The sequence below is a fragment of the Candidatus Nitrosopumilus sp. genome (genome assembly GCF_040878665.1).
GTDB lineage: Archaea > Thermoproteota > Nitrososphaeria > Nitrososphaerales > Nitrosopumilaceae > Nitrosopumilus.
In genome coordinates this window covers 141,776-160,535 of the sequence record NZ_JBBDLU010000003.1, presented here as the reverse complement: position 1 = coordinate 160,535, position 18,760 = coordinate 141,776, and the positions used below count along the sequence as shown (strand labels likewise).

General features: G+C 31.0%; 17 protein-coding genes and 2 tRNA genes. 11 read left to right on the top strand and 8 right to left on the bottom strand.

Annotation, left to right across the window (positions count from 1 at the left end):
* Positions 1–24: 24 nt before the first annotated feature.
* Positions 25–894, top strand: coding sequence for an NAD-dependent epimerase/dehydratase family protein (locus tag WDZ98_RS03455; protein ID WP_368057046.1), 870 nt, complete (start codon positions 25–27; stop codon positions 892–894).
* Here WDZ98_RS03455 and metK read toward each other — a convergent pair.
* Positions 871–2,037: a methionine adenosyltransferase gene (gene metK, locus WDZ98_RS03450; protein WP_368057045.1), complete on the bottom strand. Its 1,167-nt coding sequence runs from the start codon at positions 2,035–2,037 to the stop codon at positions 871–873. The two genes, WDZ98_RS03455 and metK, sit on opposite strands and share 24 nt — an antisense overlap.
* Before the next feature lie 12 nt (positions 2,038–2,049).
* The gene (locus WDZ98_RS03445; protein WP_182129550.1) at positions 2,050–2,295 is read right to left on the bottom strand and encodes a U6 snRNA-associated Sm-like protein LSm6; all 246 of its coding nucleotides are present in this window, start codon (positions 2,293–2,295) and stop codon (positions 2,050–2,052) included.
* A gap of 108 nt (positions 2,296–2,403) precedes the next feature.
* Here WDZ98_RS03445 and WDZ98_RS03440 point away from each other — a divergent pair, with 108 nt between their 5' ends.
* Both WDZ98_RS03440 and WDZ98_RS03435 read left to right on the top strand, forming a co-directional pair.
* Positions 2,404–3,063 (top strand): ATPase domain-containing protein, encoded by a 660-nt coding sequence (locus WDZ98_RS03440; RefSeq protein WP_368057044.1) that lies wholly within the window; start codon positions 2,404–2,406, stop codon positions 3,061–3,063.
* A 98-nt stretch (positions 3,064–3,161) separates the two neighbouring features.
* A complete protein-coding gene (locus WDZ98_RS03435) occupies positions 3,162–5,900 on the top strand; it encodes a DEAD/DEAH box helicase (RefSeq protein WP_368057043.1) in 2,739 nt (912 codons plus the stop codon).
* Here WDZ98_RS03435 and WDZ98_RS03430 read toward each other — a convergent pair.
* Positions 5,897–7,294, bottom strand: a complete 1,398-nt coding sequence (locus tag WDZ98_RS03430) for a single-stranded DNA-binding protein (RefSeq protein ID WP_368057042.1) — start codon at positions 7,292–7,294, stop codon at positions 5,897–5,899. The genes WDZ98_RS03435 and WDZ98_RS03430 overlap by 4 nt on opposite strands.
* A gap of 222 nt (positions 7,295–7,516) precedes the next feature.
* Here WDZ98_RS03430 and WDZ98_RS03425 point away from each other — a divergent pair, with 222 nt between their 5' ends.
* Positions 7,517–8,455: an ABC transporter ATP-binding protein gene (locus tag WDZ98_RS03425; RefSeq protein ID WP_368057041.1), complete on the top strand. Its 939-nt coding sequence runs from the start codon at positions 7,517–7,519 to the stop codon at positions 8,453–8,455.
* Positions 8,439–9,200: an ABC transporter permease gene (locus WDZ98_RS03420; protein ID WP_368057040.1), complete on the top strand. Its 762-nt coding sequence runs from the start codon at positions 8,439–8,441 to the stop codon at positions 9,198–9,200. Before WDZ98_RS03425 ends, WDZ98_RS03420 begins: the two co-directional genes overlap by 17 nt.
* A gap of 9 nt (positions 9,201–9,209) precedes the next feature.
* On the opposite strand, the gene WDZ98_RS03415 is transcribed toward WDZ98_RS03420, so the two are convergent.
* The 3 genes from WDZ98_RS03415 to WDZ98_RS03405 form a co-directional block, all read right to left on the bottom strand.
* On the bottom strand, positions 9,210–9,947 hold the full coding sequence (locus WDZ98_RS03415; RefSeq protein ID WP_368057039.1) for a GDP-mannose dehydrogenase: 738 nt from the start codon (positions 9,945–9,947) through the stop codon (positions 9,210–9,212).
* 67 nt (positions 9,948–10,014) lie between these two features.
* Positions 10,015–10,087 (bottom strand) — tRNA-Gln (locus tag WDZ98_RS03410).
* Positions 10,088–10,156: 69 nt separating this feature from the next.
* The gene (locus tag WDZ98_RS03405) at positions 10,157–11,185 is read right to left on the bottom strand and encodes a DUF354 domain-containing protein (RefSeq protein ID WP_368057038.1); all 1,029 of its coding nucleotides are present in this window, start codon (positions 11,183–11,185) and stop codon (positions 10,157–10,159) included.
* Positions 11,186–11,247: 62 nt separating this feature from the next.
* Here WDZ98_RS03405 and WDZ98_RS03400 point away from each other — a divergent pair, with 62 nt between their 5' ends.
* From WDZ98_RS03400 to WDZ98_RS03380, 5 genes are read left to right on the top strand one after another with little or no spacing between them, the layout of a single operon-like run.
* Positions 11,248–12,387, top strand: a complete 1,140-nt coding sequence (locus WDZ98_RS03400; RefSeq protein WP_368057037.1) for a hypothetical protein — start codon at positions 11,248–11,250, stop codon at positions 12,385–12,387.
* A gap of 35 nt (positions 12,388–12,422) precedes the next feature.
* Positions 12,423–12,986 (top strand): nucleotide exchange factor GrpE, encoded by a 564-nt coding sequence (locus tag WDZ98_RS03395; RefSeq protein WP_368057036.1) that lies wholly within the window; start codon positions 12,423–12,425, stop codon positions 12,984–12,986.
* A gap of 6 nt (positions 12,987–12,992) precedes the next feature.
* Complete coding sequence (gene dnaK / locus WDZ98_RS03390; protein WP_368057035.1) at positions 12,993–14,849, top strand: molecular chaperone DnaK; 1,857 nt, start codon at positions 12,993–12,995, stop codon at positions 14,847–14,849.
* Between the two features lie 49 nt (positions 14,850–14,898).
* Entirely contained in the window at positions 14,899–15,978 is a 1,080-nt protein-coding gene (dnaJ, locus tag WDZ98_RS03385) for a molecular chaperone DnaJ (RefSeq protein WP_368057034.1), read from the top strand.
* A 9-nt stretch (positions 15,979–15,987) separates the two neighbouring features.
* Entirely contained in the window at positions 15,988–16,527 is a 540-nt protein-coding gene (locus WDZ98_RS03380; RefSeq protein WP_368057033.1) for a hypothetical protein, read from the top strand.
* On the opposite strand, the gene WDZ98_RS03375 is transcribed toward WDZ98_RS03380, so the two are convergent.
* Positions 16,524–16,688, bottom strand: a complete 165-nt coding sequence (locus WDZ98_RS03375) for a hypothetical protein (RefSeq protein WP_368057032.1) — start codon at positions 16,686–16,688, stop codon at positions 16,524–16,526. The genes WDZ98_RS03380 and WDZ98_RS03375 overlap by 4 nt on opposite strands.
* Before the next feature lie 78 nt (positions 16,689–16,766).
* Here WDZ98_RS03375 and WDZ98_RS03370 point away from each other — a divergent pair.
* Positions 16,767–16,851 (top strand) — tRNA-Leu (locus tag WDZ98_RS03370).
* A gap of 1 nt (position 16,852) precedes the next feature.
* Here the strand turns inward: WDZ98_RS03370 and gatE are convergent.
* Positions 16,853–18,760 (bottom strand): Glu-tRNA(Gln) amidotransferase subunit GatE, encoded by a 1,908-nt coding sequence (gatE, locus tag WDZ98_RS03365; protein WP_368057031.1) that lies wholly within the window; start codon positions 18,758–18,760, stop codon positions 16,853–16,855.

Genomic DNA, 18,760 nt, shown 5'->3' with positions numbered 1-18,760 from the left:
AATTAAAAATTATCTAATACTATTATGCTTAAATGTCATAATGTAGTTGTTATAGGTGCAAGTGGTTTTATTGCAAAAAATCTTCGAAAACATCTATCTGATAATAATATTAAACTAATTTCAATCTCTAGAAATGATTTTAAAACATTCAAAAATGAATCAAAAATAATCTCAAAACACTGTGATGAAAAAAATATTTTACAAAAAATAAAAAATTCAGATGCTTTAATTCATCTTGTTGGAATAGGAAAACAATCTGTAAAAACTGATTTTGAAATGGTTAATGTTCAATTTACAAAACATATTGTAAATTTAACCAACAAAGCAAAAATCAAAAAAATTATTTATCTGAGTGGTTTGGGAGTTTCACCAAATACATCATCTGGGTATTTTATTTCAAAATACAAAGCAGAAAGAATTATTATTGATTCTGGCCTAAATTACACTATTTTTAGACCTTCATATATTGTTGGACAAGATGATCTGTTTACAAAATATCTTAAAAAACAAATCAAAAATACTCAAATTTTAATTCCCGGTTCTGGAAAATATTCTATTCAACCAATTCATATCACTGATGTTGTACAAATTATTTTACAATCTATAGGTGATAGAAAATTTAATCATAAAATAATTGATCTTGTAGGTCCTGATCTTATAACTTTTGAAAAATATGTTAAACTTTTTTTCAAAGGAACTAAAATTAACATGAAAAAAATTAGTTTAGAAGATGCTTATCATAATGCGATAATTAATCCAAAATCTGATTTTGGAATTGATGATCTCAATATACTAATTGGTAATTTTAAAGGAAATCATGAAAAGTTACGTAAAATGACTAAAATGAAATTCCAATCAATAATTGAATTATTACAATCCAGCAGATTGTCTTAAAATCTGTGCTTTGTCTGTTCTTTCCCAAGTAAATTCTGGCTCATTTCTTCCAAAATGACCATATGCTGCTGTTTTTTTGTAAATTGGTCTCTTCAAATCTAGCTGTGATATGATTCCTGAAGGTTTCATATCAAAATTCTTTCTAACCAAATCCTCAATCTGATTTTCTGGAATTTTGTTTGTTCCAAATGTATTTACATAAAGTGATACTGGTTCTGCTACTCCTATTGCGTATGCTAGTTGTACTTCACATCTATCAGCTAGTTTTGCTGCTACAAGGTTTTTTGCAATATATCTACACATGTAACATGCAGACCTATCTACTTTAGATGGATCTTTTCCTGAGAAAGCTCCTCCACCATGTCTTCCAAACCCACCATAACTATCAACGATGATTTTTCTTCCAGTTAAACCTGCATCTCCATGAGGACCACCAATTACAAATTTCCCTGTAGGATTAATGTGGATTTTAATTTCATCATGCCAAAGATTTCCTAAAACTGGTTTGATTACTTTATCAATGATTTCTCTTGAAATCTCTTCTTGAGAAACTTCTGGTGCATGTTGTGTTGATATTACAATTGTTTCAATCTTAGTTGGTTTGTTGTCTTCATATCTTACAGATACCTGTGACTTGCCATCTGGTCTAACCCATGGTAAAGTTTGGTCTCTTCTTACTTGGGACAATTTCTGAATAAGTTTATGAGCTAATAGGATTGGCATAGGCATTAATTCTTCTGTTTCATTTGATGCGTAACCAAACATCAAACCTTGATCTCCTGCACCTTGTTCTTTGTCTTCAGTAGCTGTTACACCTTGACTAATGTCTGGACTTTGTGAATGAAGTTTTAACTCAACTTTACAACTATCACCATCAAACATCAAATCTTTGTTATCATAACCAATTTCTCTAATTGTTTTTCTGATTAATTCTTCTTGAGCCTTTTGATCAAATACTGCTTTTGATGTAACTTCTCCAGAAACTATAACAAAATCAGTAGTAACCATTGTTTCAACTGCAACTCTAGAGTCTGGGTCTTGTCTAAGATATTCATCCAAGAATGCATCTGAGATATTGTCACATACTTTATCCGGATGTCCTTCTGTTACTGATTCTGATGTAAATAGAAAATTATTGGTCATAAACCACACCCACTAGAGTTCGTTTTCTAGTTTGATAAATAATACATTATTGCCTCTGACGATAACTCTGCCGTAATTTGCAATTGTTTTACCATCATGAAGCTCCTCTGCATCAGTCATAATCAAATTCATGTATGAATCAACGTTATCCATCTTACCTTTGTACTCTACTTCATTTTTCAGTCTGACAGTAACTTTCTTCTTGGTACTTTTTTGAAGAGTTGTTAGAGGTCTTTTTGCGCTATTTGTCTGGGACACTAATTGTTCACTTGTTTTGCAACTTTGTTCTCTACCATAAAAGCCTTACCTCTTTTGCAAATATTGAAATTCCTTAAATTTTTTCTTCTTTTTCTAATAATCATACAAATGATTTCCACTGGTTTGCAAAAATTAGACAAATTCTTGTCTGGAGGAATTCCTGATAGTGTAATTGTAGATATTTTTGGTGGAAATGGAACTGGAAAAACTCTACTATTACTACAATTATCAATAAACTCAATCAAAAACGGTGGTAATGTTTTGTATTTGGATACAACAGGAGGATTCAGACCTGAACGAATATTGGAAATTCAAAAAGAATCTAAAATACTGTCTAATTTACTTGAAAAAATTACAGTATCTAGAATAACAAATACCTCTGAACAGATCAAAATGATACAAAATCTAGAAAAAAATATTTTCTCTCTAATTGTAATTGATAATATCACTGACTTATTTTCTTATGAATATCAAAAAGATGAATCTACTTTTAAAAAAAATTCATTATTTATGAAATACATGCATGATTTATCGAAATTGGCAATTACAAAAAAAATTCCTATTGTTATCACTAATATGATTAGAAATATTGAAGATAAGGAAGTTGAAAATATGAAAAGCGCAATTGATCCTTTTACCCATATCAAAATTCATCTTTTTAAAAATTCATCAAAGTTTAATGGTGAAATCTATTGGGCACTAAAAAAAGAATATTTCTCTTATACAATAAGTCCAATTGGATTTTCTGATAATAGTGAAGATTTTTAATGGTCCATCTAGAAGTTTAACAATGGCAGGAATTTTTGATTCAATCCCGATTATTACTCTAGTTTTACTTGCCCTTGGTTTAGTTGGTGTAATTGTTTATGAAAAATCACGATCACATAACTCAGCCGAATCAACTTGAATCTTTATTCGGAAAATTCGGATTTTCTAAACTAACTGAGATACAGAAAAAAGCTTCACCAATAATATTACAAAAAAAAGATTGTCTTGTAATTGCTCCCACAGGATCAGGAAAGACCGAATGTTCTGTCATCCCAATTTTTTCACTTTTAAAAAACTCTAAAAAAACTGGTAAAATTAAAACTCTTTACATAACTCCATTGAGGGCATTAAATCGTGATGTTTTTAGACGAATTACAAAATATGCACACGCAAATGAATTGACTATTGAAATTAGACATGGTGATACTAGTCAAAAAGATAGAAAAAAAATAGTTGCAAATCCACCTGATATTCTTATAACAACTCCTGAAACTTTGGTTATTCTTTTAACACAAATCAAAATGCTTTCTGCATTATCTGATTTAGAATGGATTGTAATAGATGAAGTCCATGAATTACTATCTAGTGAAAGAGGTTCTCAATTATCTTTAAGTATTGAAAGATTAGAATTAAACTCAAAATATCCACTTACCAAAATAGGATTATCTGCTACAGTAGGAAATTTTGATGAAGCAGGTAAATTTGTTGTTGGTACCAAAAGAAAATGTGAAATAATTCGAGATACATCTGTAAGAAAGTATGATGTAGAAATCAAATATGTTGATGGAACTATTTCTGATGTAGCAGAAAAAATACTAGAATATGTATTGGAGATTGATCTAGATTCTCCCATTCTCTTATTTACTAACACTAGGGGAGAAGCTGAGTTTTTAGCATCAATATTAAAAGAAAAATCTTCAATTCCTATTGAGTTACACCATGGTTCTTTATCCAAGGAGGTTAGAGAAGAAACAGAATTAACTCTACGTGAAGGAAAACGTGGTATTGTAGTGTGTACATCATCATTAGAATTGGGATTAGATATTGGTTCTATTGAATTAGTAATTCATTATGGTTCACCAAGACAAGTATCAAAATTTGTACAAAGAATAGGTAGAAGTAAACATAATCGTGGCGCTTCAGCTCAAGGATTAATCATTACAAATAATCCTGATGATGAATTTGAAGCAAGAGCTATACTTGATCGTATTCAAGAGGGATCAATCGAAGAGCAAAAAATCCATGATGGCTCTCTTGATGTTTTAGCTCATCATTTAGTTGGATTGTCGATGCAAATAGGCGAAATTTCGGTTCCACAAGCTTTTGATTTAGTGACAAAAGCGTATCCATTTAGAAATTTAAAATTTCAAGAATTAGTAGATGTATTAGATTTACTTGATTCAAACTATCTGATATTTTTTGATCGAATGAAAATGACATTTTGGAAAAAGGGTCGCTCATTCAAATATCATTTTGAAAATCTTTCAACAATTCCAGATATTCTTAAATTCAAAGTTTTTGATAGCGTAGGCAAAAAAATTATTGGATCTTTAGATCAAAGATTTGTAGGCGATTTTGGAGATTCTGGAAACATCTTTGTCTTAAAAGGTTCACAATGGAGAATACTCAATGTAGATGAGAAATCATTCACTGTAAACGTTGAACCATTTAGAGGTGGAGGAATCACAGTTCCTTACTGGGAAGGAGAAAGTATCCCAATTGATTATAAAACCGCAAGAAAAGTGGGAAATTTTCGTAGTAAAGTTAAGAATGGAACATTAGTATTAACTAACCATATTATTGAAAAACTAACTTTTGATCAAATTCCTGATGAGAATAATATTGTAATTGAATCAAATAGATCCCAAGGCTCTATTGTAATTCATTCATGTCTTGGTACAAAAATCAATTCCACACTATCAACATTACTTTCATCTATGCTTTCATCAATGTTAGGCTCTATAGTTGATTCTCGTTCAGATGGTTACCGAATTGCTTTGTCATCTAGATCTCGAATTTCAGAGAAGCTTTTTCTTGAAGTTTTAAAAGATGATTATGATTTACATTCAATTGTTAGTGCTTCATTGACTGGAACTCATAATGTAAATTGGAGGACATGGTGTGTTGCAAAAAAATTTGGAATAGTTGGTAGAGGTGCAATATATGAAAGAAAATCTGCCAGATTTTTATATGAAAGATATTCTAAAACTCCTCTTGTACATGAAGCGTTACGTGAATTGTTTCATGATAAATATGATCTTAAAAATACCGCTGAAATACTAAAAATGATTAGAGAAAACAAAATTAATGTTAACTGGTTAGAAATTGATCAATTTTCTAAATTAGCAGAACCAATCTTAGATCATACTGCAAGATATTATGCATCTCCTGCAAATCTTGACAAAGGAATTCTTGATCTTGTTAAAGCAAGATTAGAAAAAACCAAACATCGCTTGGTTTGTGCCCGTTGTGGAAAATGGGAACTAGTAATTCAAACATGTGATATCAAAAATACCTTGATATGTCATTATTGTAAAGGAAGACAAATCACTGCAACATATTATTCTGATTATGAACTACCGAAAATTATTCGTAAAAAATATGATGGAAAAAAATTATCTGCTGATGAGAAACATAAATTTGATCGTGCTTGGAAAGTCTCTTCTTTAGTTGAAAATTTTGGCAAAACTGCTATCACTGTAATGTCTGGATATGGTGTTGGTGCTGACACTGCAGCAAGAATTTTGAGAAATATGGTAGATGAAGAACATCTGTTTAAACAAATCTATGAAGCAGAAAGACAATATATTGTAACAAGAGGTTTTTGGGATTCTTAATTTTTCTTTGTAATTTTAGAAAATGCAGTCACAAATAATTCTATTCTGCCTTCTAATCCTGCTCTAGCATTAAGTCCTGTAATTGAAACAATCTCACCTAATTCACATTTGTCAATTAATCTTGCTTGATTTCTCCAACCTTTCACCCAAATTTGTCCTGTATCATCTTCTACAAACATTTCAGAAAGTGATATTGATTCCCCAGATTTTGTTTGTACTTCACGTCTTTCAGGAACTTTTAATATTATTGCCTCAATACAATAATTTCCATCTACTTTGACATCATTAATTTTTGTTCTAAGTTGTGACAATAATGGGATTGATTCATCGTTATCTAATTTTCTTACAAAAGAATTATCATCTAGCGTAATTGAATTTCCATATATTTTTGATGGCATGCATTCTATTATGTCTCCCTCAGTACATATGCTAGTTGAATTTGAAAAATCACTAATGTTGTACAAGTTCTTTTTACTATCTACTGCTAAAATCAAGTTTTTACCATTTTCAGTTGGTGATATTGATAAAATTCTCGTGATTATTGGTTCTGCTTCTTTTCCTCCTTCAATTTCAATAATTGTTGCATCATTTCCATGAATTTCCAAACCTTGATTTCCTGATTTTACCCTGATACCTAGTAATCGTACTTTAGCTGATTGTGAAATCATGTTTGGTATGGATGATTCATCTTTTCCCCATAATACTGCTCTAACACTAACTCCATCTTTTCCTTTCAGTCTCATTCTGAGCGCTTTTCCAGGTAGGCCACGAGAATTTGTAAATTCCATTTCACTGATTATCCCATCAACCATTCCAGAAATCACAATATCTTTTTGTCCTTCCTGTAATTCGCTAACATCTTTTGTAATAGTATCTATCGTTGGAATCTTACTTTCCGTGTCTACGGTTTCTATATTTGAACCAGAACCAATGTTTATTGTTGGTGATCCATCAAGATCAGATTTCACATAAGCTTTTATAATTTTGATTAAATCACCTGGTTTTAGATTTTCCACGCTTGATAATTTTGCCTTTTCATCCCATAGTTTCACACTGACTGTAGAATCTGCGTCATACACTGTCATCGTTCTGAGATAAAATGGAGAACCATCCTTTCTTGAAAATTGTTTAGCTGGTGAAAAATTTAAAACTCTTGTTTCTAATGATATCTCTTTTGCACCTGCATATAGATCCTTTAAACCAATTTCATTCTTCATTGGTTCTGATAATGTAATTCCATAATCTGACGCAATTAAGAATATAGCTCCTTGATCAGTCAAGTATCCTGCACCAATTTTTTCTTTCTTTTGTTTTATCTGTTCTTCAAGATCAGTTCTTGATAATTCTGGTTTTAGTTCAAGTAATTTACTGACAAGACTCTCAAATTCTGACAATTCATTTTCAGTAAATTTATTCTATTAATAAAAATTTCATTATTTTCCAGAATCCACTCTTTCCAAAAATGATCGCTATATCAAGACTTTTCATAATTTTCAATTTGTGCAATCATCAATTTTTTAAATTCATTCATGATTTGCCTGAATTAATTCCGATCTTTTGAAAATTATCATGATTTACCTCATTAACTAAATTAATAGGAAGATCGCAGTTTTGATATGTCATGCATTGAAGTTAATCATTTGTCTAAATCATATGGCTCAATTACTGCTGTAGATGACCTTGTTTTATCAGTCAAATCAGGCCAAGTTTTTGGATTTTTAGGTCCTAATGGAGCTGGAAAATCTACTACGATCAAACTTCTCACTACTTTGATTCCCCCCTCAAGTGGTTCATTATCTATTTTAGGTGTAGATGCTATCTCAAATCCTCTTCAAATCCGTCATAAAATTGGCGTTGTATTACAACAACCAAGTTATGAACCAACTCTATCTGTTGAAAAATCTCTTGATAAATATGGAATGATGTGGAATGTACCAAAAATTGAACGTAAAAAAAGAATGGAACAACTTTTGAAAGATTTTGATCTAGTTGAAATTCGTAAGAAAAGAAATGAAGATCTGTCCATTGGACAACGTAGAAGAGTCCAAGTTGCACGTGAATTCATGCATGAAATGGAGTTGTTATTTTTAGATGAACCAACTGTTGGATTAGATCCAAGTGCTAGGAGAAAATTATTAGATTACTTGAAAAATAAAGTCAAAACAGGTTTAACTATTTTTTACACTACACATATTTTATCTGAGGCTGAATATCTTTGCAATGAAATAGCTATTATTGATAAGGGAAAAATCATTACTGTTGATTCACCTGATGCATTAAAGTATAGATTTGGAAAAGAAAAAACTATAAAAATTCATCTATTAAAAAAACAATCTGAAATTTCTTCTCTCTTAACTGGAATTTCGGATTGTAAAATTAATTTTGAAAATGGAACTAATATAATAATTCACTCAGAACAATCTGAATTAGTTTTGTTAAAAGTATTAAAAATACTTAATGATAATGGTATTGAGATTGAAGATTTATCTGCTGTTCCAACTAATCTTGAAGAAATCTTTTTAAAAATGATGGAAGAAAATGCACCCAATAGTTAGACTTGTAAATAGAAATCTCACAATTTCTCTTAATCCTGGATTTTTAATTTGGCAAGTGATTTTTCCCCTTATCTATATTTTTGTTGCCGGTTTTGCATATGCGCCATTGATCAATCAAGTTCCATTTGGTGGTAGAGATCTTGACTATCCCGCATTTTTAGCATCAGGAATGATTGGATTTAATATTATGAATAGTACACTGGTTTCTGGTATTATTATTTGGAATGATAGGAGACATGGAATGTTTGAGCAAATTATGTCTGGCCCATTCACTCGAAGTCATTACATTATTAGCAATATTTGTACAATAGGTATAGTTGGGTTGGTAAGTGCTACATTGATAGCTTTAGTAGGTTATCCAGTATTTTTTGAATCAGTAGAATTTTCACTCATCACAATTCCAATGATTGTATTTGGTGCTGTTACTGGTTCAGTGTTATTTGGTTCTCTTGCATCAATAATTTCTACTAGATTACGCTCAAGTGAAGGATTCAATGTAATAATTAATACTGTTTTTCTTTTCTTTGCTTTTGTTAGTACAGCATTTTATCCAGCTGAAGGCGCTCCTGAACCATTACGAACAGCGTTTTATCTAAATCCATTAACATATCTTGTTGATATAATCAGAGCAGGTATCTTTGGAACTGTTAATGAATTTGTGATTATTGAAATGGTTATTCTTGTTAGTATTGCATCTATTTTGTTTGTAATTGCATCTAAACTACTCACTAAATTAGATTTTTAAATATTAAAATTATTTTTTAAATTTTTCATATATTTCATTTATTTTTTTAATGATTTCTAGATTTTCATACTCAATTAAATTTAGATTTGGTATTACACAATGTCCTCCAATAATGCCTGGATACATTTTTGGTCTATTACCTAAATTTTCATGTATTTCATCCGCAAATTTCCACATTTCATCAAAATCTATACCTTCTTTTTCACAAATCATTTTTGTAATTTGAGCATAATTGATTAACCATCCATAATACGTTGTATCAACTAATATTTTTGCTAGCTCTGCAGTTTTAGTTGTTGACATCCAATCCACTTTTTCAAATCTTTTTTCTAAATCAATTTTTATTTTAGTGTCTATCTGTTTATCATCTGTTGAGATAAATTTTGTATATTTTTTAATATCATCCAAAAATCTTCTGTGAACACCACGTACTGGTGAAAATAAAACTGGTATGGTAGATTTGTCTTGAATTTTTTTTGTAGTTCCAGGTTTTACAGTAGAATGAATTACAACTGCTTTCAAATCTTTTATTTTGTTTATCCAATTTGAAACAATATTTGTAAATTCTGTTAATTCGCCTGATAGACAAACATGCAAATATTCTGGATTTTCAATGATTTGGTTCTCAGAATAATTTTTTGATTTGGAGTTAACTGAATCAATTCCAACACAATTGAAATTTCGTTTTACGAGTAAATCAAATAGTGTTTCTCCAACTTCTCCCATTCCTAATATTACATCTGTCATATACCTAATCTCAGAAAAACTATCTGTGTTATATTCGTGTTACAAATACCATTTATTTTAAATAAAGTAGCCCGGCCCAGACTCGAACTGGGGTCAAAGGCTTCAAAGGCCTCTATGCTTGACCGCTACACTACCGGGCTGCTAAATCGAGCACTTTCATTCCCTTAATGAACTTTTTATTTGAATTTGACTCTTAAAACTAAGTCAAACTATTCCTTGATTATACTGATTAATTTTTGTATGGGATCTTCCATCAGGTTCACAATATTTTTTGCCCTTTCCTGATTTTTATTGTTTGTTGATTCAAAAATTTTTTTAATATGATTAGATATTTTATTTGGATTTGTTTCCCTTTTCACTAAATGTTTTTTCACCAAGAAATTTTCAATTATGTTTGGAACTGCATTATATGATATTGTTGGAATTCCCATTAATGCAGATTCTGCAGTCATAGTTCCGCCAGATCCGATAAAAATATTTGTATTATTTAACAAATGTTTTCCATCAAATGACATTTTTACAACTTTTGCTTTTTTACCAATTATTTTCTGTAAATTTTCAACTTGTTTTGCATATCTTCCTAAAATTATAATATTTTCATCTCCATATTTATTGATAATTTTTTTAATAATTGGAATGATTTTACTTGATTTTGATGTATATGATGCCTCTTCTTCTTCTACTCTGATCAAAATATTTTTCTTGTTATTCTTTCTAAATGGCAATGTTGTATCTTGCTTGATTTTTCTTTGTATGGTAACTGCTGCATCAATTGCTTTGTATTGTATGATGTTTTTCTTACTAATCCCATATTTAGAAAATTCATTTTTTGAGATCACATAAGGAATTAATAATTTTTGAATTAATGGCAATGTTAATCGCATAACTGCATCTGCATGTGGCGAATCACAAAATGCTACATGTTTTACCCCTAATCCATATGAAATCCTTGCTGCTTCAGGAGAACAAAAACTAATAACAATATCTGGGGCAAATGTATTGATTTTTCTAAATAATTCGTCCATTCTATCTATGCTTGCTTTGAGTTTAGATTTTTTATCTCCCCCACCGTGTTTTCCAACAAAAATAAGGTCAAAATGGCGTATTTTTGCTAATTTTACAACTTCTCTATAATCTCTTGATGTGCACAAAAGATCATGTTTTTTCCCTAATTTTTCAATTATTGGTTCAGAAAACAATAATTGTTTTGGTGTAAGAATATCTATCCATATTTTCAAGTATTTCTACTAATTATTGTAAGTTCAATAAGTTTTTCTTAGTCTATACCAGTTGTAGTTCAATGGGGGGAGCAAAAGTTGTAGTTTATGGTCTTAGTACAGAAGGATATGCTATTGCATCTCAGATGGCAATTAAAGGTGCCGATGTATATATCATCGACGAATCAACCCCATCAGCAATTTCTCTTAAAGCAGAAATAGCCAAGACCTATCCAAACGTATCTTCTCTGAAAGAAGATGAACCGCTCTTAGCTATGGAACCAATAGATATTGCAATATCTAAAGCTCAATATCTTTTCTTCACTCCAAGAATCAGAAAAACTGGACAAGATATCAAAACCGAAATTCATTCTAAATTTAAAGATGCAATAACATCACTAAAGAAAAATAGTTCCGTTATCTTTACTCTTCCAACAGGGTTTGGTGGTAACAATGAAAATATTTCATTGTTAGAACATGTTACAGGTCTTGAAACAGGTAAACAAATTTCATATTTCTATTACCCATTAGAAGATCTTAATGAACAACCAAAAATAATTGGTTCTTTTAATGGAAAAGAAGATTCAGTATTATCTGAACTACTTACAGTAGGTAAAAAGGAGAAAAGGTTTGTGGCTATTTCATCATCAGAGCATTTTCATGCTATTAATGTATTATCCAGATTTTCTAGTTTATGTAGTGTTTTAGAAGTTTGTAAATATGCTCAAGACGATATTACAAAAAATGATCTTGCTTTAGATGATTTTCAAGAAATCTTTCTTGATAATATGGTTAGTGGATTATTTGATTTGAAATCCTTAAGCTCTTCTTTTGAAGGTACTAATTCTCTTATGTACTTGATTAATGGGAGTGTAAAAGGAATTGACGGATACATTAAACGATTGATTGATGAAATTCGTTTAACATTAAAGAAAAATGATCTAAAAGCTAGTAGAACCAAGATTGCGTTATCTTGGACACTTGATCAACATGCAATGCGTGGAGATAAAATTGAGATGCTTCAAAATTTGACATCACGATTACGTGATTATATTGGTGATGTTGAGGCTTATGAAGATCCAAATTTTGATCTATTTCACAGTGACAAAACCACAATTGTTGTTGCATGTTCAAAATTTGATTTTGATAATATTGAAAAAACCAAACAAAATTCTGATCTAATAATAATAAAAGCTAATCCTTTATGTGAAACAATTCAATAAGAGTATAAATTACCTAAATCATAATTTTGGGTGAATTGTCAAGTGAAACTAATAATGATGAAATTCCAGTCAATATAATATCTGAAAATAAAGCAGAAGATGATGAATCTACAGAGGATTCAAAGTTTTCAGAAATTAGCGTTGAAGAATTAATTAAATTGTTAGATCTAGAAAAACAAAAATCATCTCAATATGAAGAAAAATTAAAACATGTTTTAGCAGACTTTCAAAATCTTAGTCGTAAAACTCAATCAGATATAGAAAATGGTGTAAATACAAAAATTAATGAGTTTTTATTAGATTTTTTAAAAATTTATGATGATTTTATTCTTGCAAAAGAAGTTTTTTCTGATACAAAAATTAATTCAGAAGGATTAGATTCTATTTTAAAAAATATGGATTCTTTATTGAAAAAATATCATGTTATTCCAATTGACGCATTAGGAGAAATTTTTGATCCAAACTTCCATGAAGCTATATCTATCATTAACGATCAGAATTTGGATGATAATACAATCACAAAAGAGATCAGGAAGGGATATATTTCTCATGAGAGAGTTATAAGACCTACGTTAGTAGAAATTTCAAAAAAAGGATGATAAAATATGGCTAAAATTATTGGAATTGATTTAGGAACAAGTAATTCTGCAGCAGCAGTAATAATGGGTGGAAAACCTACCATTATTCCTGCAGCCGAAGGATCTACTGTAGGTGGAAAGGCATTTCCATCAGTTGTAGCATTTACTAAAGACGGTGAACTTTTAGTTGGTGAACCTGCACGAAGGCAATCTGTGACAAATCCTGATAGAACTATTGTTGCTGCAAAAAGAAAAATGGGTTCTGATTATACATTTAAAATTTTAGACAAAGAGTACAAACCACAACAAATCTCATCATTCATTTTACAAAAAATCAAAAAAGATGCTGAAGCCTTTATTGGCGAACCTGTAGAAAAAGCAGTTATTACTGTACCTGCATATTTTGATGATAATCAACGTCAAGCAACTAAAGATGCCGGAACTATTGCTGGCCTAGATGTTGTTAGAATTATCAATGAACCAACAGCTGCATCTTTGGCATTTGGATTAGATAAAGCAGCACAAGATATGAAAATTCTTGTATTTGATTTTGGTGGTGGTACATTAGATGTTACTATAATGGAAATGGGTGGGGGTGTTTTTGAAGTTCTTAGTACTTCTGGTGATACTCAGTTGGGTGGTACCGATATGGATAAAGTTCTAATTGATTTTATTGTAGATGAATTTAGAAAAAAAGAAGGAGTTGATCTTACTAAAGATTCAACTGCCATGACCAGAATTAGAGAAGCTTCTGAAAAAGCTAAAATTGAATTATCTACTGTTATGGAAACTGATGTAAACTTACCATTCATTTCTCACGATCCGTCTTCAGGTGCTAAAAATCTCGAATTAAGAATTACTAGATCTAAACTTGATGAATTGATAAGACCAATTGTTGAAAGATGCAAGCCTTCTATACTCAAAGCATTAGAAGATGCAAAACTCACCAATTCTAATATTAATAAAATTGTCATGGTTGGTGGACCTACAAGAATTCCATTAGTTAGAAAATTTGTCAGCGGAATTGTGGGTCAAGAATCTGAATCTGGTGTAGATCCTATGGAAGCTGTAGCGATGGGGGCTGCAATTCAAGCAGGAATTATTGCTGGTGATGTTACTAGCGACATAGTTCTACTTGATGTTACTCCTCTAACTTTAGGAATTGAAACTTTAGGAGGTGTACGAGAACCATTAATTGAAAGAAATACTACAATTCCAACTTCTAAAAGCAAAGTATTCACCACCGCAGCTGATAATCAAACAGCAGTCACTATTCATATTGTTCAAGGTGAACGACCCATGGCAACTGATAATGTGTCGTTGGGAAGCTTTAATCTTACTGATTTGCCACCAGCCCCACGAGGAATTCCTCAAATTGAAGTAAAATTTGATATCGATGCAAATGGAATAATCAATGTAACTGCCAAAGATCTAGGTACTCAAAAAGAAGCAAAAATCACTATTGAATCCTCATCAAAACTATCCAAAGAAGAAATTGAAAAATTGAAAGAAGATGCAGAAAAATTCTCTGATGAAGATAAAAAGAAGAAAGAGAAAATTGATCTAAAGAATGAAGCAGAGAGCTACATTTACACTACAGAAAAATTAGTCAATCATGATCTTAAAGATAAGATCTCTCAAGAGCAGGGAATTAAAATAACTGATGCTGTTAAAGAAGTTAAAGAAGTTTTAGATAAGGAACCTGCTGAACTAAAACCTAAGCTTGAAGCATTACAAGCTCTAGTTAGTGAAGTTACTACTGAACTTTACAAAAATGCTTCACCCCCACATGGTGCTGAAGGACAACCTGGTGCTGAAGGACAACCTGGTGCTGAAGGACAACCTGGTGCTGAATCATCTACCGATGAAACAAAAACTAACTAAGTTCCAATTCAATTATTTATACTATAATTACAATAAAGGATGATGATTTATGACTGCAAAACGTGATTATTATGAAGTCTTGGGCGTTACAAAAACATCATCTTCGGATGAAATCAAACAACAGTATAGAAAATTAGCACTAAAATTCCATCCTGATCGTAATAAATCTGCAGAATCTTCAGAACATTTTAAAGAAATTTCTGAAGCATATGCTGTTCTTTCAGATCCTGCAAAGAAGCAACTCTATGATCAACATGGACATGCAGGTGTAGATGGTAGATATTCAAGTGAAGATATCTTTCAAGGCGCGCGTGGGGATTTCAGTGATATTTTTGGTCGTAGTGGAGGAGGATTTGATTCAATTTTTGAATCAATCTTTGGTCGTAGTGGAGGAGGATTTAATCAACAACGCGGATCTGATCTTCTATATGAAACATCTGTAACTTTAGAAGATGTACTTCATGGAAAAAAAATGGAAATTAATTTACAAAAACAAGTTCAATGTGATAATTGCCAAGGAACTGGTTCTAAACCTGGTACCAATAAGAAAACATGTGCAACATGTAATGGTCAAGGGCAAGTGAGACAAACTCGTAATATGGGATTTGCATCATTTGTAACTGCTGCACCGTGTTCTACTTGTAGGGGTCAAGGCTCTATCATAGAATCTCCTTGTAGTGAATGTAAAGGACAAGGAAAGAAAAGAGGTTCTAAAACTGTCACATTTGATATTCCACCTGGCATTGATTCAGGTGATTATACTGTTTCTGGTGAAGGAAATGAAGTTCCTAATGGTGTTAATGGTGATTTAATAGTTCGAGTACGAGTTCAACCTCATTCACAATTCACTAGAGATGGAAAAGATATTTTCTATGATCACAATATTTCTATGATTGATGCTGCATTAGGTTGTGAGATAATTGTTCCAACTTTAGAGGGTAAAGAGAAAATTAAAGTTGATTCTGGTAGTCAACCAAACACTATAGTCAAACTAAAAGGAAAAGGAGTTCCTCATATCAATTATAGGGGACAAGGAGATCAATTTGTTCGGATTGTAGTAAATGTTCCAACAAAACTCAACAAACATCAAAAAAATCTTTTAGATGAATTTAGAAAGGCAAGTGACTAATGATAAAATATGAAAATTGCATTAGATGTTGACGGTGTTCTTGCAGATGTAATAAAATCATGGCTAAATCATAGCAATACAATTAGACCTATTATATCCAAACATGAAATTACTGACTGGGAATTCTGGAAGAAATTCAAAATAGATCGTTTTGATTTTTATGCTGAACTTAGTTTATGTTGGAAAAATTGGGTATCTATACCTCCAACAGAAAAAGATCTGTCATCAATTACTAAATCACTCTCAACTATGGGTCAAGTAGACATTGTTACTGCAAGAGAACGTTCCACAGATTCTTTTGTTAAATCATGGCTCAACCATCATGACATATCGTACGACAATTACATATCAGTTATAGATGGACCAATGAAAGCTGATCTAGACTATGACATATTTATTGATGATTCTCCACTTAATGCAGAAAAATTTCTTAAAAATAATAAAAAAATGATTTTGTATTCACAACCTTGGAATCAACATATTTCTGAAACATCAATCCATCGTGTTTCAAATCTTTCAGAAGCAATTGAGAAAATAAAACTTTACTAGTCTTTTTCAAATTTTCTAATGTGAACTTGATGTCCATTCCTTATGTGTGTAGAATGAGTATTGTTCACTAATTCACCAATTTTCTCATCATTATAGTATTTGGTGTTGTAACGACCAAGAATCTTTTTACAATTTGCGCAATACACTTCTCTGAATTCCATTTTATCTCTAGATTAATTGTATGTAATTGTTTAATGGTATAATAAAGAAACTTATTCCTGATCCCAAAATTTTACTATGCGGGAGTCACCCAGCCTGGTCAACGGTGTAAGGTTCAGATCCTTATCTTCTAGGAGTTCGTGGGTTCAAATCCCACTTCCCGCATTTAATCAAGCATTTCTAATTTCTTTTTTATATTTTTTACAAGTAAATTATTTATCATTTCACCAGAAGCTCTCCCTCTCAACTCTTTCATTACAATTCCCATCAATGGACCAATGGCTCTTTCTTTTTGATTTTCAATAATTTCCTGATTTTTCTCTATTATGTTTATGATAATTTTCTCTAAATCATTTTCATTAACAGCCTCAATAGATGCATTTTTCAAAGACTCCTCAATTGTTTTAGATTTTCCAGACATAATGTTCTCATATATTATCTCAATTGATTCTTTAGCAATCTTTCCTTCTTCTAACAATTGGAATGATTTTATGATCTCTTCATTTTTTAATAAATCTGGCCTTAATCCACTTCTTTCTAAATTTGTAATTAATGAACAAAGAACTGACGCAACAAAAGTAGGATTAGTTTTAATTTTTTCAACAATAGTTTCAAATAATTCCATATAACGTGAATCAAAAATCTGTTCAGCGAGTTGTAGATTGATGTTGTATTTTGTTTGTAATTCTTGTATAGATTCATCCCAAGATTTTGGAATATTTTTTTCTGCTTCTATCAATTCTTTTTTTGTGATAATTATTGGAGGAATATCTGTTTCAGGATACATTCTAGCTGCACCAGGTCTTGGTCTAAGAAATTTTGTTTCACCTGATTGAGTAGCTAATCTGGTATCTATTGGGATTCCATGATTTTGAACATATTTGATTCTTAAAATTATTTGATCTATTACTACATTCATTTTTTCTTCAGGAGACGCTAAAATTAAAAATGCATCATTATCATTAATCTCTAAATATTCTCTTAGATTGTTAATGTCTGACTTTTCTATTCCGTAATTTGGTAATTCATCTGAATGGAAAATCCCACCTATTCCAAAAAATCGTACTAGTTCGGCCACTTCTTTACCTAATCTTATTCCTTCGTATGGCGAATAACCAAACAATCCTCCCATGTTTTTAAAAGATAAAGCAATAATTTTTTGATTTTTCTTTATTGCACTTTGAATAATTTTTGATTTGCATTCTGAAAATATTTTTGTAATGTCTTTTTTATCACTCTCACTATATGTCCAATTTCGCTCTTGTATTTTTTTTGAGATTTTGAGTAATCCATGTTGCCTTTTAGCCTCATATTCTACAACTTTTTCTAATTGTTCTAACTGCTGAACTCCTTTTACCTCGATTACTACACCTCCATCTCTAATTGAAACATTAACATCTTGACGAATTGAACCTAAACCTCTTTTCACTTTTTTTGTACTTCTCAAAATTCTTCCTAAAGCCAACGCAATTTTTTTAATTTCATTTGTTTCCACTTCAAAAGGCTCTGTTGCAATTTCAACTAATGGTATTCCTAGTCGTTCTAAACCAAATTTTCTTACAGTACCTTCATCTCCTAATATCTTTGCAGCATCTTCTTCAAGACAAACTGACTGAATTTTTATCTCTGTTTCACCGGCTTTGTAAGAACCTCCTTGCGAAACTAACATTGTACGTTGAAAACCTGTTGTATTTGATCCGTCAATTACTGTTTTTCGCATAGGATAAATTTCATTAAAAATATTTGATTTCAATGAAGAGCAAATAACTAATACAATTTTTTTTGCATCCTCATCTAGTTCATGTGGAGGTTCTTCATCTTGTTCTACCAAACAACTGCTTTGTGGATTTGCATAATACACTATACTTTTTGATTTTGTACTCTCAAACAATGCTGCAGGATCAAATTCTCCTAATTCACTTTTAGATGCTCGTAATTTTCTCTGGAATTTCATTGAATACTCCTCTGATTCAATTGGTGTACAATTACAAAATAATTTTTTATCAGTTGCAAGCTGTTGATGAATTTCTAATCCAACTTTAACTCCTACATCTTTAATTGAAAATTCTTCCAT

Excerpts from the sequence above, each read along its gene's own strand:
- WDZ98_RS03400 (WP_368057037.1), top strand. The coding sequence starts at position 11,248 with ATGGGGGGAGCAAAAGTTGTAGTTTATGGTCTTAGTACAGAAGGATAT.
- WDZ98_RS03435 (WP_368057043.1), top strand. The coding sequence starts at position 3,162 with ATGAAAAATCACGATCACATAACTCAGCCGAATCAACTTGAATCTTTA.
- dnaJ (WP_368057034.1), top strand. The coding sequence starts at position 14,899 with ATGACTGCAAAACGTGATTATTATGAAGTCTTGGGCGTTACAAAAACA.
- WDZ98_RS03415 (WP_368057039.1), bottom strand. The coding sequence starts at position 9,947 with ATGACAGATGTAATATTAGGAATGGGAGAAGTTGGAGAAACACTATTT.
- gatE (WP_368057031.1), bottom strand. The coding sequence starts at position 18,760 with ATGGAAGAATTTTCAATTAAAGATGTAGGAGTTAAAGTTGGATTAGAA.
- WDZ98_RS03420 (WP_368057040.1), top strand. The coding sequence starts at position 8,439 with ATGCACCCAATAGTTAGACTTGTAAATAGAAATCTCACAATTTCTCTT.
- dnaK (WP_368057035.1), top strand. The coding sequence starts at position 12,993 with ATGGCTAAAATTATTGGAATTGATTTAGGAACAAGTAATTCTGCAGCA.
- metK (WP_368057045.1), bottom strand. The coding sequence starts at position 2,037 with ATGACCAATAATTTTCTATTTACATCAGAATCAGTAACAGAAGGACAT.
- WDZ98_RS03455 (WP_368057046.1), top strand. The coding sequence starts at position 25 with ATGCTTAAATGTCATAATGTAGTTGTTATAGGTGCAAGTGGTTTTATT.
- WDZ98_RS03380 (WP_368057033.1), top strand. The coding sequence starts at position 15,988 with ATGAAAATTGCATTAGATGTTGACGGTGTTCTTGCAGATGTAATAAAA.
- WDZ98_RS03375 (WP_368057032.1), bottom strand. The coding sequence starts at position 16,688 with ATGGAATTCAGAGAAGTGTATTGCGCAAATTGTAAAAAGATTCTTGGT.
- WDZ98_RS03425 (WP_368057041.1), top strand. The coding sequence starts at position 7,517 with ATGTCATGCATTGAAGTTAATCATTTGTCTAAATCATATGGCTCAATT.
- WDZ98_RS03440 (WP_368057044.1), top strand. The coding sequence starts at position 2,404 with ATGATTTCCACTGGTTTGCAAAAATTAGACAAATTCTTGTCTGGAGGA.